Source organism: Phycisphaerae bacterium (genome assembly GCA_017999985.1).
Taxonomy (GTDB): Bacteria; Planctomycetota; Phycisphaerae; order UBA1845; family Fen-1342; genus JAGNKU01.
The window spans coordinates 128,605-142,913 of the sequence record JAGNKU010000010.1 but is presented as its reverse complement, the minus strand read 5'-3'; the positions used below and the strand labels follow the sequence as shown (position 1 = coordinate 142,913).

11 protein-coding genes are annotated in these 14,309 nt (G+C 69.4%); 7 read left to right on the top strand and 4 right to left on the bottom strand.

Going from position 1 to position 14,309, the window contains the following annotated elements:
• Window positions 1-45 precede the first annotated feature (45 nt).
• The 3 genes from KA383_14430 to KA383_14420 all read left to right on the top strand — a co-directional run bounded on the left by KA383_14430 (window position 46) and on the right by KA383_14420 (window position 6,137).
• Window positions 46-4,335, top strand: coding sequence for a protein kinase (locus tag KA383_14430; GenBank protein ID MBP7747315.1), 4,290 nt, complete (start codon window positions 46-48; stop codon window positions 4,333-4,335).
• 20 nt (window positions 4,336-4,355) lie between these two features.
• Window positions 4,356-5,606, top strand: coding sequence for a phosphoribosylamine--glycine ligase (purD, locus tag KA383_14425; protein MBP7747314.1), 1,251 nt, complete (start codon window positions 4,356-4,358; stop codon window positions 5,604-5,606).
• 96 nt (window positions 5,607-5,702) lie between these two features.
• A complete protein-coding gene (locus KA383_14420) occupies window positions 5,703-6,137 on the top strand; it encodes a VOC family protein (GenBank protein MBP7747313.1) in 435 nt (144 codons plus the stop codon).
• Window positions 6,138-6,162: 25 nt separating this feature from the next.
• Here the strand turns inward: KA383_14420 and KA383_14415 are convergent, their stop codons facing one another.
• A complete protein-coding gene (locus KA383_14415) occupies window positions 6,163-6,873 on the bottom strand; it encodes a glycosyltransferase family 2 protein (GenBank protein MBP7747312.1) in 711 nt (236 codons plus the stop codon).
• A 102-nt stretch (window positions 6,874-6,975) separates the two neighbouring features.
• Between KA383_14415 and KA383_14410 the strand changes: the two genes are divergently transcribed.
• Window positions 6,976-7,950 (top strand): uracil-DNA glycosylase, encoded by a 975-nt coding sequence (locus tag KA383_14410; GenBank protein ID MBP7747311.1) that lies wholly within the window; start codon window positions 6,976-6,978, stop codon window positions 7,948-7,950.
• Window positions 7,951-7,976: 26 nt separating this feature from the next.
• Here KA383_14410 and KA383_14405 read toward each other — a convergent pair whose 3' ends face one another.
• Window positions 7,977-8,399 carry a PEGA domain-containing protein gene (locus KA383_14405; protein MBP7747310.1) on the bottom strand — a complete coding sequence of 141 codons (423 nt, stop codon included), beginning with the start codon at window positions 8,397-8,399 and terminating at the stop codon, window positions 7,977-7,979.
• 470 nt (window positions 8,400-8,869) lie between these two features.
• Here KA383_14405 and KA383_14400 point away from each other — a divergent pair, with 470 nt between their 5' ends.
• From KA383_14400 to KA383_14390, 3 genes are read left to right on the top strand one after another with little or no spacing between them, the layout of a single operon-like run.
• Window positions 8,870-9,628, top strand: coding sequence for a PilZ domain-containing protein (locus tag KA383_14400; GenBank protein ID MBP7747309.1), 759 nt, complete (start codon window positions 8,870-8,872; stop codon window positions 9,626-9,628).
• 3 nt (window positions 9,629-9,631) lie between these two features.
• Complete coding sequence (locus KA383_14395; GenBank protein MBP7747308.1) at window positions 9,632-10,345, top strand: PilZ domain-containing protein; 714 nt, start codon at window positions 9,632-9,634, stop codon at window positions 10,343-10,345.
• Window positions 10,342-11,139 carry a PilZ domain-containing protein gene (locus KA383_14390; GenBank protein ID MBP7747307.1) on the top strand — a complete coding sequence of 266 codons (798 nt, stop codon included), beginning with the start codon at window positions 10,342-10,344 and terminating at the stop codon, window positions 11,137-11,139. The genes KA383_14395 and KA383_14390 overlap by 4 nt, the downstream gene beginning before the upstream one ends.
• 191 nt (window positions 11,140-11,330) lie before the next feature.
• Here KA383_14390 and amrB read toward each other — a convergent pair whose 3' ends face one another.
• Together amrB and KA383_14380 are read right to left on the bottom strand one after the other, a co-directional pair.
• A complete protein-coding gene (gene amrB / locus KA383_14385; protein MBP7747306.1) occupies window positions 11,331-12,536 on the bottom strand; it encodes an AmmeMemoRadiSam system protein B in 1,206 nt (401 codons plus the stop codon).
• A 6-nt stretch (window positions 12,537-12,542) separates the two neighbouring features.
• Window positions 12,543-14,219 (bottom strand): hypothetical protein, encoded by a 1,677-nt coding sequence (locus KA383_14380; GenBank protein MBP7747305.1) that lies wholly within the window; start codon window positions 14,217-14,219, stop codon window positions 12,543-12,545.
• Window positions 14,220-14,309 lie beyond the last annotated feature (90 nt).

Below are 14,309 nucleotides of genomic sequence, written 5' to 3'. Positions count from 1 at the left end.
AATCCGCCCCCGTCGCGCACGGTGCCAGGAACAGGTGAGCGTCGCATGCCCCCAGCGCCCCAGGACAGTCTGCCCGACGAGCCCGCCCCGGTTTCACCGACTTCGGGCAGCGGCGGCCCGTCGCACGCCGACGAGCCGACCCGCGTAACCACCGGCTCCGGCGGCGGCGTGGCCGACGGGAGCGGTGACATCCCCCTGGGGCCGAGCATTGAAGGGTACGTGCTGCTCGAGGAACTGCACCGCGGCGGCCAGGGCGTGGTGTATCGGGCGCTGCAGCTCGGCACAAAGCGGCAGGTGGCCCTCAAGGTGCTGCTTGAGGGCCCATTTGCGAGCGAGACGACCCGCCGCCGGTTTGAACGGGAAATCGAGCTCGCGGCCTCGTTGCGCCATCCGCACATCGTGACCATCCTGGACTCCGGGTTGAGCCGCGGGCGTTATTTCTTCGCCATGGAGTACATTGACGGCGTCCGCCTGGACCGCTACCTCGCCCAGCGCCGGCCAACCCTCGACGCCACGCTGCTGCTGTTCGAGCAGGTGTGCGAGGCGGTGAACTTCGCGCACCAGCGCGGCGTCATCCACCGCGACCTGAAACCGCCCAACATCCTGGTGGACGCCGACGGCGCGCCGCACATCCTGGATTTCGGCCTCGCCAAGCCGATGCACGGACTGGGCAGCGGCGATTCGACCGTGCAGATGCTGTCCACGAGTGGACAACTGCTCGGCACGGTCGCCTACATGTCGCCCGAGCAGGCCGCCGGCGCGCAGGACCTCGACGTGCGCACCGACGTCTACTCGCTCGGCGTCGTGTTCTACGAAGCGCTGGTCGGGCAGCCGCCCTACCCGGTCGACGGCCCGCTCGGCGAAATCCTCAACCGCATTGCACACACCGAGCCCGCGAATCCGCGCTCCCACGTCGGCTACGTCCACGCCGACCTGAAGATCGACGACGAGCTGGCCACGATCCTGCTCAAGGCGCTGGAGAAAGAGCCGCAGCGACGCTACCAGACCGCCGGCGACCTCGCCCGCGACCTGCATCGCCGCCTGCACGGCGAGCCGATCGAGGCCAAGCGTGCGAGCGGCCTGTACATGTTTAAGAAGGCGCTGCGGCGCTACCGGCTGCAGGCCGCGATGGCCGGGCTCATTCTGCTTATGCTGCTGGGCTTCCTGGTCACTCTCGCGGTGCTGTTCACGGGTGAGCGTGCCGCGCGCGAGCGTGCCGACCAAAAGACCGAGGAAACCCGTCAGGCGGTGCTCAACCAGGAACGTGCGCTGCACGAAGCCCGCAAGCGCACCGCCGAAGCCATGCTCGCCCAGCAGAACCTGCGGCACGCCCTGGTGCGCCAACAAATCCAGCGCGGCGACCTGGCGCTGGCCCGAGGCGACATCCGCGAGGCGCGGGACAGCTACTGGCAGGCGCTCGAGGTCACCCCCAGTCCTGCGGCCATCTGGGCGCTGCGGCGCTATTACCTGCAGACCATGGACAGCTCGGCCACGCTGCTCACCTTCGAGCCGCAAACCCGCTGCAGCGGAGTTCCACTGCCCGCCGGGCGGCTGGCCCCCAGCGGGCGCATCGCCGCGGTGTGTGACGAGCCGGGCGTCATCACGCTGCGCGCCCTCAAGCCTGGTGCCCCGGAGGGCTGGGTCCGTGCGCCGGGGCCGGTAACCGTGTTCAGCGTCGCGGACGACGGCTCGCTCGCGGCGGCCGGCGACGGCTGGGCCCGCGTGTGGCAGCCCGGCGCGTTGCTCCCGGCGGTCGCCGTCGAGCTGTCCGACCGCACGCGTCCGCTGGCGACGTACCCCGTCGACGGCGGCCGTAGCCTGCTCCTGCTGGGCGCACGTCCGGTCCACCTGCTGTCGGGCGCCACGGGCGACGCGCGGCAGACGGTGTTGCTGAATGGCACACCGATCGGATCCGCCGACTACCAGCCACAGGCGCGGCAACTCGCCGTGCCCACGACGGCCGGCGTCGAGCTGGTGTCCGTGGCCGCAGATGGCACGCTGCAGGTCGCGCTGGCGTGGACCGGCGACGAGCCGGCGCGCGCCGTCCGCTTTGACGGCCAAGGGCAGCTTGCGGTCCTCGCGGACGGCGTCTACGTCGCGGACGTGGGCAACGCGCCGCACGGCAACTGGACGCGCATCCTCGACGCGGAGCCGGCGTGGACCCTGCTCGACCTGCAGCCACGCGTGGCCACGATGGTCTTCGCCGCGCGCGACGGACAAGTGGCGGTGTATCGCAATCGCGAGCGCGCGTTCAGTTGGCGCGCTACGGTCGACCACGTGGAGCAACTGTCGCTGTCCGATGACCATCGCTCGGTGATCACGCTCGACGACAGCGGCACGGTCACACACTGGATTCCACCCGAGCGCGTCGAGCAGCGCCGCCTGGTCGTGGACACGGCGCCGAAGCTGTGGGCGGCGGCGGCCGACGGCTCCGCGGTGCTCATGGCGCTGTCCCGCGGCCAGGTCGTGGCCTACGCACCGCCCCGGCGCGGGCTGACGGGCGGGACCGCGACGCCACGCACGATCCTGCGGCCACGGCTGCTGGGCTTGGGCGGCAGCATGGCGCTGGCCGTGAACGCCAACGGGGAGCGAGCCGTGATTCGCGAGCGTTCGACGCTGCGGCTGGTGCGGCTCGCGGACCTGGCGGGGCGCGTGGTAGTCTGGAACCACCCCACGCTGACCGTGCCGGACAAAGTGGCGATCAGCGACGAGGGCGACCTGGTCGCGGTGCTGGCGCGCAGCCCCACGGGGGATCGGCAGCAGATCGCATTTCGGGCCTGGGAGAGCGGCGCGGGGGATGAGCCTGCCGGGCGCGCTGCCCGCGTGCCAGCGCCGTTTGAGTTTGGCGGCGCGCTGGTCCGCGAGATCGCCTTCCTGCCGCGGACACAGAAGCTGCTGATCGTGCGCTCCAACGGGCATCTGCTGCTACTCGACCCCTGGCGCGATGCCCCGCAGACCGCAACCGCACCAGCCCTGGTACGCTCCCGCTACAGCCGCCTGCCCTCCACGGATCCATGGCTGCGGCTCGACGCTCCCGCGACCAGCCTCGCGTTCAATCGCACCGGCGAGTACCTCGCGGTCGCGTGCGAGGACGACATCCTGCGCCTGATCTCCGTGGGGCGGCGCGAGATCCGGCACCGCATCGCCATCGGGCAAAGCGTCAGCGCGCTCGCCTTCAACCCGCGCGACGACGTGTTGCTGGTCCGCACGGTGGACGGCACCGTGCGCCTCTACGACCCCGCGACCGGCGAGGGCCTCGCGAACTGGCCGCTCGCCGCCGAGTCGGAACAACCCCTCGCGGCGTGGGTGGGTGACGACGCCGACGCCATGCTGCTGGGCCAGGACCACCGGGTCTTCGAGTATCGCTACGCCGCCGCCGACGCGATCATCGAGCGGAACCGGGCCTACGCCCGCGAGCGGCGGGTCGCGGAAAGCCTGGCCAACGCCAACTATGCGGACGCCTGGCAGGCCGCGACGGAGCTGCGCGAACTGGACGCGCAGCGCGGCAGCGCGGTGCAACTGGCGGTGCTCGACGCCGCGCTCCGCCGGCCGAACGTCGAAGTCCCGGCGGCGTGGATCGAAGCCGCCTGCCCGACGATGACCGAGGCGCCGGCGGCCGCCGCGCGAACGTGCCTGCGTCTCGGGCACGCGGCGTACGACGGTGAGCGCTACGAGTTGGCGCGGAGCTGGCTGCGGCGCGGTTTTGACCTGACGGCCGAGGACGAGTCTGCCGCGGCCCGCGCCCCGAGCACCACACCGCTGCCCGCGGTCGATGCCCTGACGCGCCTGCGGCTGGCGCAGTGTGACTACCTGGTCGGCGCGTACGACGAGGCCGCGCAGGGCCTGGCCGGCGTGCTGCGCCAGCCCGATTTGGATCCGGCCGGCGCGCCGGCGGCCGCGCTGCAGCGCGTCGTTGCGCTGCTCCGTGCCGGTCGCACCGGCGAGGCGCGGCGCGCGGCCCTGCATATCGGTGACCCGGATCCGTTCGGCCGCCGCAGCGAAGTCGTCGCGACGACCTATGCCAGCGTGATCGCCCGGCTGCTGACCGGCGTCGAGCGCGAGAGCGCCGCGGCGGCCGTGCTCGACAGCCTGTTGGCCAGCTTCGGCGAGCGGCCTCTGCTTTTCCAGGATGACGAGCACTTTTTCGCCGGCGAGATGGCGACGCAGCGCGGCGCACCCGCGGAGGCGGTCGAGCACTATCAGCGCTGCCTCGACCTGGCGCGCGACGAGTGGCCCGCGAACTGGGCGCGCTATCGCCTGTCGCAGTTGACACAGAACCGGGCGGCCGCGCCAGACGACAGCGCCGCCGCACCGGCCCCGGTCCCCCCGCGGTAAGGCCGGCGTGAGGAGAGAGCATGAACGTACTGGTCATCGGCTCCGGCGGTCGCGAACACGCGCTGTGCCACGCGCTCGCCCGCTCCCCCCACCTGAAGCGCCTGTTCATCCTGCCGGGCAATGCCGGCACGGCGAAGCTGGGCACGAACATCCCCGGCGACCCGGCGAACATCAGCCTCGCGTTGGAGGTGGCCCGGCGCGAAGGGATCGACCTGACGATCGTCGGTCCCGAGGACCCGCTCGCCGCCGGCATTGTCGACGCGTTTGAAGATGCGAAGCTGCGCATCTTCGGGCCCCGTGCCGGTGCCGCGCGCCTGGAAAGCGACAAGGCGTTCGCCAAGCAGCTCATGCGCCAATACGCCGTGCCGACCGCCGATGCGCGGCTCTTCACGGACTTCGAGCACGCGCGGCAGTATATCGCCACGCGCGACGAGCCCGTGGTCGTGAAGGCCGCCGGGCTGGCCAAGGGCAAGGGCGTCATGGTCTGCGACGATCCAGCGGACGGGATCCTGGCGGCCGAGAAGATGCTGGTCGACCGAATCTTCGGCGACGCCGGCGCGCAGATCGTCGTGGAGGAACGGCTGCTGGGCCGCGAGGCGTCGCTGCTGGCGATCGTGGACGGGCACACGTCGTACCTGCTGGAGCCGGCACAGGATCACAAGCGGCTCCGTGATCACGATGAAGGGCCGAACACCGGCGGTATGGGCGCATTCTGCCCATCAGCGGCCGTCGATGACCGCGTCATTCAGCAGGTGCAGGCGCAGATTCTCGTGCCGACGCTCGATGCGCTGATCCGTCAGCACATGCCGTATCGCGGCGTGCTCTACATCGGCCTGATGCTCACGACGGCCGGCCCGAAAGTGCTTGAGTTCAATTGCCGCTTCGGCGATCCCGAGGCGCAGGCCATCCTGCTGCGCCTCCAATCAGACCTGCTGGAGTTGCTGAACGCGGCCGTTGACGGCGAGCTCGAAGCGGCGGACGTGCGCTGGGACCCGCGCGCCGCGCTGTGCGTCGTGATGGCCTCCGATGGCTACCCGGACAAATACCCCACCGGCCTGCCGATCACCGGGCTGCCCGACGACACCGACGACCTCGTGGTGTACCACGCCGGCACGCGGCAGGCCGGCGACCAGGTGTTGACAGCCGGCGGGCGTGTGCTTGGCGTGACGGCACTGGGGGCCACGCTCGCGGACGCCCGCAAACGCGCCTACACTGCTGTCGAGCGCATCCACTTCGACGGCGCCCAGTATCGCACCGATCTCGGCGCCTAGGGGTTGTGTGCGCCCCGCGGGCCGGCGTCTCCGCACTCCAGCCCGCGGCGAACGACGAACACCCGTGCCGGCGGCGGAGTGCCGGCGCCCAGGGTCATGCTCATGCTGTTCATCGGCGACGTGCACATCTACGTCAGCGATTTCACCCTGGCCCTGCGTTTCTGGGCCGACGGCCTGGGGCTCGAAGTGGCGGAGAAGGAGGTTAGCGCGAGCAGCGCTTATGCCCGCCTGAACTTCCCCGACGGAGGCTCGTCGATCCGCCTGCTCGGACCGGTCGCACCCTGGGACCCCGAGGTGCAACCGCCGCCGGGCCAGTACCCCACCGTCCGCTTCGACATCACGACCACGAATTTCGACGACGTCCTCGTGCGACTGATCGAGCACGGCGGGCAACAGGTGGACGAGATCGAAAGCTACAACGACCTGCGGATCGTGACGATCGCCGATCCGGACGGCAACCTGTTCGAGCTGCTCGAGATCGAGGAAGAAGCCGAGGACGCCGACGCGCACACACCGCGCCCCGCCCCGTGAACCGTGAACCAGCCTGACACGTGCCTTACGTGCGGGCCGCATCGACCGCCGGTGCCGCGCGGCCTTCGCGCTTGATCTGGCGGTACAGCTTGAACAGCTCCTTGAACGCCCGGGCGATGACCTTGAGGTTGGCGCCGGTCTGCGCGCCGGCGGTGCGCGGATAGTGGTGCACGCCGAGCTGCGCGATCGAGTACCCGAGATTGCGGGCCTTGGCGAGCATTTCCGTGTCGATCAGCGCGCCCGTGCTCCTCATTTCGATGCGCTCGATGAACGTGCGCGGGTAGATCTTGAACGCGCAATCGATGTCCCGCAGCCCGATGTGGAAGAGCAGGTTGACCAGCGTGGACCAGGCAAACGCGTTCAACTTCCGCATGAACGAGTCTTTGCGATCCAGCCGGTAGCACGACACGATGTCATGCGTTGCGAGCAGCGGCAGGAGCTTGCTAATCTCGTTGAAATCGAACTGCCCGTCGCCATCGGTGTAGAAGATCCAGTCCTTGCGCGCCTCGCGAAACCCGCGCGCCAGCGCCCCGCCATAGCCGCGATTCGGGCGGTTGTGCACGGCGCGTACGTTCGGCAACTCGGCCGCGAGCCGGTCGGCGATTTCGCCCGTGCGGTCACGACTGCCGTCATTGACGATGACCACCTCCCAGTCGTCCGCGATCGCCCGCGCCGTTTCCACCGCCGCGCGCGTCACCCGCTCGACGTTGGCCTCCTCGTTGTAGCACGGATACATGATCGTGAGCGACAACGGCTTGAGCGGCGGGCGGTCCACGACAAGCTTCTCCAGGTGACCCGACCAGCGCGGCCACAACAGGGCGCGGGGAGCGGCGATTCTATGAGCCGCCGGTACCGGGGGCAATTCGCAGCCGACGGCGCGTGCTTGTCGCCGGCGCGCTGCATCCCTACACTACCCATCGTGACCGAGCCGCCCCCGGATACAGTCGAATCGACGCTGCGCGAGTGGCTGCGCAACGAGCGCCGGCTGGGCGTGCCACACTGGGACGTTTCCACCACACCCGCCGCGGCAGTGGTCACCGGCGTTGGCAACCGTGAGGGCGCACGCCCCGCGCCTCCGTCGCCGGTTGTTGAGCGTCTCCCCACAGCCGCGGCAGTGCGTGCGACGACCTTGCCAGCGAGCACCCCGGCGCTGTTCGGCGACGATACCGGGCTTCCGCCGCCGTGCCGGGCAGAGCTCTCAAAGGCAGATGCCGCGGCCGCGCTCGCGCACCTCGATGCGACCCACGTGCGCGGCTGCACGAAGTGCCGGTTGCACGCCGGTCGCACACAAACGGTGTTCGGCGTCGGCCATCCGCGCCCCGCGTTGGTGTTCGTCGGTGAGGGGCCCGGGGCGGATGAGGATGCGCAGGGGATTCCGTTCGTCGGCCGCGCGGGGCAGCTCCTGACCCGCATGATCGCCGCGATGTCGTTGACCCGCGACCAAGTGTACATCTGCAATGTCGTCAAGTGCCGTCCGCCGGGCAATCGGACACCGGCGGACGACGAAATGGAGACGTGCGCGCCGTTCCTGTTCCGTCAGCTCGCTATTCTGCGGCCGCAGGTGATCATCTCGCTGGGGCGGCCGGCGACGCAGACGCTGCTGGCAACCAAAGTCGCGATATCCAAACTGCGCGGCGCGTTCCACGATTTCCCGCCGCCGGCTCTGGCCCTCGTCGGGCTGCCGCCCGCCAGGCTGATGCCCACCTTCCACCCCGCCTACCTGCTGCGCAATCCCGCCGCGAAGGGCGACGCCTGGGCCGACCTCCAGCAGGTCATGCGACTGCTGGGGCTGCCGGCACCGCAGCGCTCGTGAGCGGCTGAATCACCACGCCCCGTTGCTCACTGGCCCTCGAAAAGCGCGCGCTCGCGCAGCTCGTTCGCCCGCCCGATGAGCTCGTCCGTGTTGGGCTGTTCGGCCGGCTGCAACGCGAAGGGCGGCAGGACATGCTCGTCGGTGATCATGGCGGGCACCATCGTCTCGGCGATGATGTCGAACGGCGGCCATTGATACCACGGCGCTTCGAGGCGGTAGTGGGTCTTCAGCGTCTGGTAACCCGGCTTGCGCAGCACCAGGTCGTAGTCGCCATACCACAGAAATGCGAACTTCACCGGGCTGACGCCGACCTCTTCATCGTTGACGACGACAAGCGCGCCCGGCGGACGGGTCTCGATCTTCACCGTGCGTTCCACGCAGCCACCCAGCGCCGCCGCAGCCGCCAGGACCACGGACAGGTGAGGCACACCGCATCGCGGAGTTGACATCGCGGATCCTCGCTCCGGAGTCGACGGTACGCGGGGCTCAGCCCAGCGCGCCCGCCGACGTGGCCCGCATTCTAGCCACCGGCGCGCGACGCGTCACCACCGCCCGACCGCGCGGCGCTGATTATGCGGGCTTCGCGGCGGCCCGCACGGCGTGTCACGCGGATTATTTTGAGCGGCGCCGCGGCGCCCGCCCCCGCCCAGCGGCACGCCATCACGTTTCGCGACTCGCCACCGGCGGCCGCACGCCACCCGCGCTCCGGCGCAGCGCGGCGCGATCTTTCGGGACCGCTGGGGCGGGCTCCGATAGTCTCGCACCCGCGCGCGTCGCGCTTCGGACGCTCCGCGCATCGGACGTGCGCGGGCGCTGTCCGCCGTGCAACGTCCGCATTCGCCGGGTCGCCCGCGAGTCAAGTCGCGCAATACGTACGACGAAGACAAGACCGGCCAATGGCGGCCACAAAGGAGGAGCCATGGCGGTCCTGTCGTTCAGACGCCGGAAGACTCAACTGCGCGTCCTGGAGTTGGCGTGCGACGAGCGGCGCCGCGCGCGGGTGGCATTCGTTTCGCGCGCCCATGCGGGCAAAGAAGTTCATACGCGCTTCCTGGCGTTGCAGGGCGACACGGTCCTCCTGGAGTGGCCGACCCAGCCGCCCGCCGACCTGCCCACCGAAGGCGCACCGGCGGACATCTACTTCACGCACGAGGGCGAGACGGTTGCGTGTCACACCCAGACGCGCGGCCGCGTCTGGTGGCGCTGCGAGCGGCGCGGGCGCGTCGCGGCCTGGCGGATGAGCCTGCCCACGTGTGTCGAGCAACGCCAGCAGCGGCGGCACTACCGCGTGTCGCTCGCCGACCTCGAGCCGATCTACGCCAGCGTAACCAAGGTGCGTGGCGAGCCCTGCAGTTTCCCCGTGCGACTGCACGATATCTCCGCCGGGGGGATGCGGGCGACGGCCGCCCTCAACCACGGCCGTCAGATCAAGGCCGGCGATGTGTACTGGGCCCGCTTCAACCTGCCGGGCGACCCGCAGCCGATCGAGTTCGTGATGCGGATCACCCATGCGCGCGTCGTAACGCAAAGCGAGTCCGTGGTCCTCGGCTGCATGTTCTGTGCGGGCGAGGACCCCGATCTGCACACGCAGCAGGTGCAGCGCGTCGAGCAGTTCGTGACGGCGCGCGAACGCGCCAAGCTGCGCCGGGTCATCGTTCACGACGGCGGAGGAAAATAACCCATGCTAGTCACGCTCGATCTGACGGAGCGCCAGGCGCACCGCGTGCTCGCACAGGCCGTCCGCACACGCGCGAAATTCGAGATCGAACCCCGGCCGGACGCCCACAGCGCCCTGCTCTGGGGCACGCTGGCCGGCAACGACAAGGGGACGCTGCAGGTGGACCTGCACGACGTCGGGCCCAACGTGTCGCTCGCCGCGCTGATCGGCGCCATGTGCGATGTGCGGATGATCCTCTCCGGACAGCTCTGCCTGTTCTCAACTCATGTGCGGGAAGTCTCCGATCGCACCGTCCCGCAGCGTGTCGTGCTCGCCGTCCCGGAGACGATCCAGGTCGCCAACCGCCGGCGCTTTGCGCGGCACGCACCGGTGGACCCGGTGCCCGTGCGGTTCTTCGTCCCGGCGGCCCAGCCACCGTTCGTGGCGATCATGTCGAACATCGGCCCGCACGGCGTGGCCTGTCGCGTGATCAGCACGGACATCGACGACGTCCTCTTCATCGGCGACGAGGTGCGCGTCGAGTTCGTCCTGCCCTGGGGCGAGGATGTGTACAGCCTGCCGGCGATCGCCTGCAGCAAGACACGCTGCCGCGAGGAAGGTCACGTGATCATTGGTTTCGAGTTCGTCGCTGCCGGCCATGAAGCCTTGCTGGAGCGGTTGCGCAACGCCCTGCAGGACGAGGCGGCGCGCCTGACGGAATCGGAGGGCCAGCCATGAAGCCCCGGCGCATGCTCACCCCGCTCGACGCGTCCGCGATCTTTGATCGTGCCGTGCAGGAACGCGCCCTGGCGGTGCTGACCTTCCAGGACGGCCACGAGTGGTACTCGTTCAAGTCGCGCTTCCTTGAGCGCGATGCCCAACGCCGCTTCTTCGTGCTCGACTACCAGGCCGTGGACGACCACCCCCTGCCGGCGGTCGCACCCGGACAATACCTGGGCGTCAGCTTCCGGCAGCGGAGCCGCAAACTGCTCTTCGCGACCATCGTCGAGGCCAAGGGGCACTTCGTCCTCGACGACCAGACCACCGTGCCCGCGATCCGCTATCGCTGGCCGGACGGCATGACCGAGTTGCAGCGGCGTGCGTATTTCCGCACGCCGATCCCGGCGGAGATGCCACTGAACGTCAGCATCTGGGCCGGCGGCGTCCTGGCCCGCGCGCGCGCCCAGACCGAAGCCCTGCAGGTCATCTCCGGCGACTTGTGTGACCTTTCGTGCGGGGGCGCGCTGGTGCGCCTCCATCATCCCGCCCCGCCGGAATGGGTCATGGAGCAGACCATCGGCGTTGAGATGCACCTGCCGGACGGCCGCTCACCGATCCTGGTGGACGCGCGCTACCGCGGCGCCCGCACCGATGAATCCGGCGCCCTCAACCTGGCACTTCAGTTCGTCGGCCTTGAACTGACCGTCGACGGACGCATGGTGCTGCAGCGCCTGGCAAATTCAGTCCAGCGGCTGCACCGACTCGCCTTCGTCGCTGAGCGGGGCGAACGCGGCACTGACCGCCGCGCGTGATCGCGCCACCTCACGTACTGGCGACCCCCGAAAATGCTGGCCGTAACCGCACACGCCGCGACACCTTCACGTTGCGGCGTTGTTGTTAATGGTGGAACGTTTTAATAAGCCCATCCCAGCGCACGGGTCACCGAGTGGGAAACCAAAAGCCCATTCGGGGACCCTTTTTTTGACCGCGAGCCCGCCGCGCGTTACCAAACCACCGCCGCTGTGCAAGTTACGTGCGTCTCGTGGGCCATGTCCACGGCCTGATGGTAGCTCAGCACCTTGCAGGACCGACCGGGCAGGGCCTGGAGCATGGTGAAAATTCCCCCCGAGCTGCACACCCGCGTGGGGTTGTCGTCCGCCGCTAGCTTGGCGACAAACGCCTCTTCCTCCCGGCGCTCCAGCATGTCGAGCAGTTCGCGGTCCGTCCGGGCCACCGCTGCGAGGAATTCGGGCGTCGTCGGCTCCGGATCGCCGAACCGCTGCCCCACATGGCTCAAGTCGGCCCCGGCAATCAGCACCGTCCGGCGATCGCCGTCGGCGACAAGGTTCGCGAGCACCTGCGCCACCGCGTGCAGGTCCGGGCCGTGGCCGTCAATCGGAGCCGTGCCGGTCGGGCCGCACGCCCCCGGGCACAGCAAGGGCACGATCTCGAAGGGTCGTGAACCCATAATCGTTTGCAGGATATGGACTTGTAGCTCAACCGAATGTTCGCGTGCGTGGTCGTGCTCGCCCGCGCAGATAGACGTCCCCAGCGCCGACTCCAGCCGCGCAATGAACTCGCGGTCGGTCTGCACCGCACCCAGCGGCGTCCAGAAGTCCTTGCGTGTGGCCACAACGGCGGTCGACTCGCCGAAATGGTTCGTCCCAAGGATCACATACCTGTCCGCGGGCGGCGCCTGAGCCAGCGTGGCGTAGGCATCCGCGTAGCACGGCGCGCCGCGGGCGTAGTCCAGGTGCGGAGCGATGATCCCCCGCACGTCGCGGACCGGGGCCGCGACGCCGCGCGCGAGCAGGCCCGCGATCTCGGTCCGCAGTTCATCCGCCGATGGTGCGTAATCGCGGTTGTCGCGCGCCGGGGCCGCTTGATACGCCGCCCGCCGCTCGGCCAGCACCTGTAGCACACGGTCGCCTTGCAACAGCAGCGCCGCGTCAAGCACTTCGACCAGTTGGTGAATTTCCGCGGCCGGCAGCTCCATGCCGGCATGTTCACGAAACGCAGCCTGGATGTCTGCGGCGGTGTGCTCGCCGTCCAGGTGGGCCAGCACGAAATAGCCGGCCGGGGAAATCGCCAGCGAGTCGGTCGAAAGCTGCGCCGGATCGTGCAGGGCGAAGTAGATCTCTCCGTCGTCGCGGCGAAACGGGACCACCTCGATCGGACGCACCGCCGGCAGCTTGTTGTCAGTCGTCATTGCACGTCACGGCCTCACTTCACAGGCCCAGCGGGTTCGCGAGCCCCAGAACAAGTGTACACCCGGGGCGCCCAATGACCGCGAGAATTCGAAACGCAGGGCCGCGATTCCGCCGACGTCGCGCTCCAACACGCGCACGCGGAAGCCCAGGTCGGCCAGCCGATCGACCTCATCCGGCACATCGCGGCCCGTTGCTTCTCGCACGAGCAGTCCGAGCGGACCGGCAAAATAACGGTCGTCCGCCACGCGGATCTCGATCGTCCGGTCATCGATCCAGATCAACTCGGTCGGCGTTGCCGGCCCGAGCAGGCGCGGCGACCACGTCAGCGGGATGACGCGCAGTCCCCGCCGGCCGGTGTGCTGCTCCAGAGCCAGGCGGACGTAGTGCCCCAGCACCGGCAGGTTGGCAATGTAGAGCGTGTCGCCATCGTGCAGACCGCTGGGGGCGGCCGCGAGTTCCTCGGTCAGGCAATCCTCCACGCCCACGCCGGTTTCGATCGCCAGCCCGAAATAGAACGTGGCTGTGCCGAACGCGGTGCCGACCAGAGCGACAGTAATCCACATGACGCAGCGACGCCGGCGCGCCGCAGATGCGTCCGGCTCGCTGCGCACGGCGCCGAGCCCGCGCAGGATCAGCATGACGACGAGGGCCCAGCCAACCGCCGGCAGGTACAGGTGGTGCGGCGAAACGAAGACCGGCAACACCGGTAACATGAACCCGAGCAACCATGCCGGCGCGAGCACGCCCGCCGGCTCCCGGCGGCAGCGGAGCACCACCACCAGTAAGAGTGCGAGCACCAGTGCCGTCAGCCCGTAGAACATCAGGGGGCGCGCCTGGAGGTACGGCAGCCCGCCGATGGGCACGCAGGGGGCGAGCAGGAATTCGCCCAGCAGGTAGTACCAGGTCTTGTCCAGGATGAAGCGGACGAAATCGGGTGCCGTGGGCGGAATGACGTACGGACGCGGGGGGACACTGTTCCCGCCGAGGATGCGGCCGCGTACGGCGAGGTATACGACGAAGATCGCGAGAATGACGGTATAGAAGCTGAGAACCAGGTATGTACTGCGCCCGCGCGCAGCAGTGGGATGTGGCGCATCGCCGCCAGTCCTGAGCCGTCTGCGCTGCCACCACAACGTGGCGTCCACAGTGGCCATCACAAGCGGGAAGACGATGGCGTTCTCGCGACAGCCCAGCGCGAGCGCGAACAGGACGCCGCCGCCGATCGCCGCGCCGGCTGCGCCGGTCCCGAACCCCGGCCACGCGCGGAACCGGCCGTAGCAGAGTGTCGCACCCAGCAGCAGCGCCGTGACCATGAGCTCGGTCTGGCACGCGATCCACTGCACCGTGGCTACCTGCCCGGGGTGCAGCGCGAAGAGCCCCGCCACCGCCCACGCCAGCCAGAGCGTCGCCCCACACCGCCGCAGCAGCATCATCAGCAGGACGCACACGGCGAAATGCCATCCAAGTGACGCCGCGTGCAGCGCCACCGGGCTCCAACCGGTGAGCGTGTACGTGAGCTTCATCAGGCCGAACGCGACCGGGCGGAAGAAGCGCAGGGTTGTTTCGGGCAGCCACCAGAGCTGGATGACGCCGCCGACCAGCTCCAGACGGCAAGCCTGCGCGAGCCCGGCCAGCGTCCAGTCGCTCTCCCGCAACTGCTTGTAATGCGCGTAGTCGTCCATAAACAGGCCGCCGCGCAGGGCCGTGCCATGCAATCCAACGATAAGCGCGGCGAGGAGCGCGTACGCCGTGAGCAGCTGCCACGCGGCAGC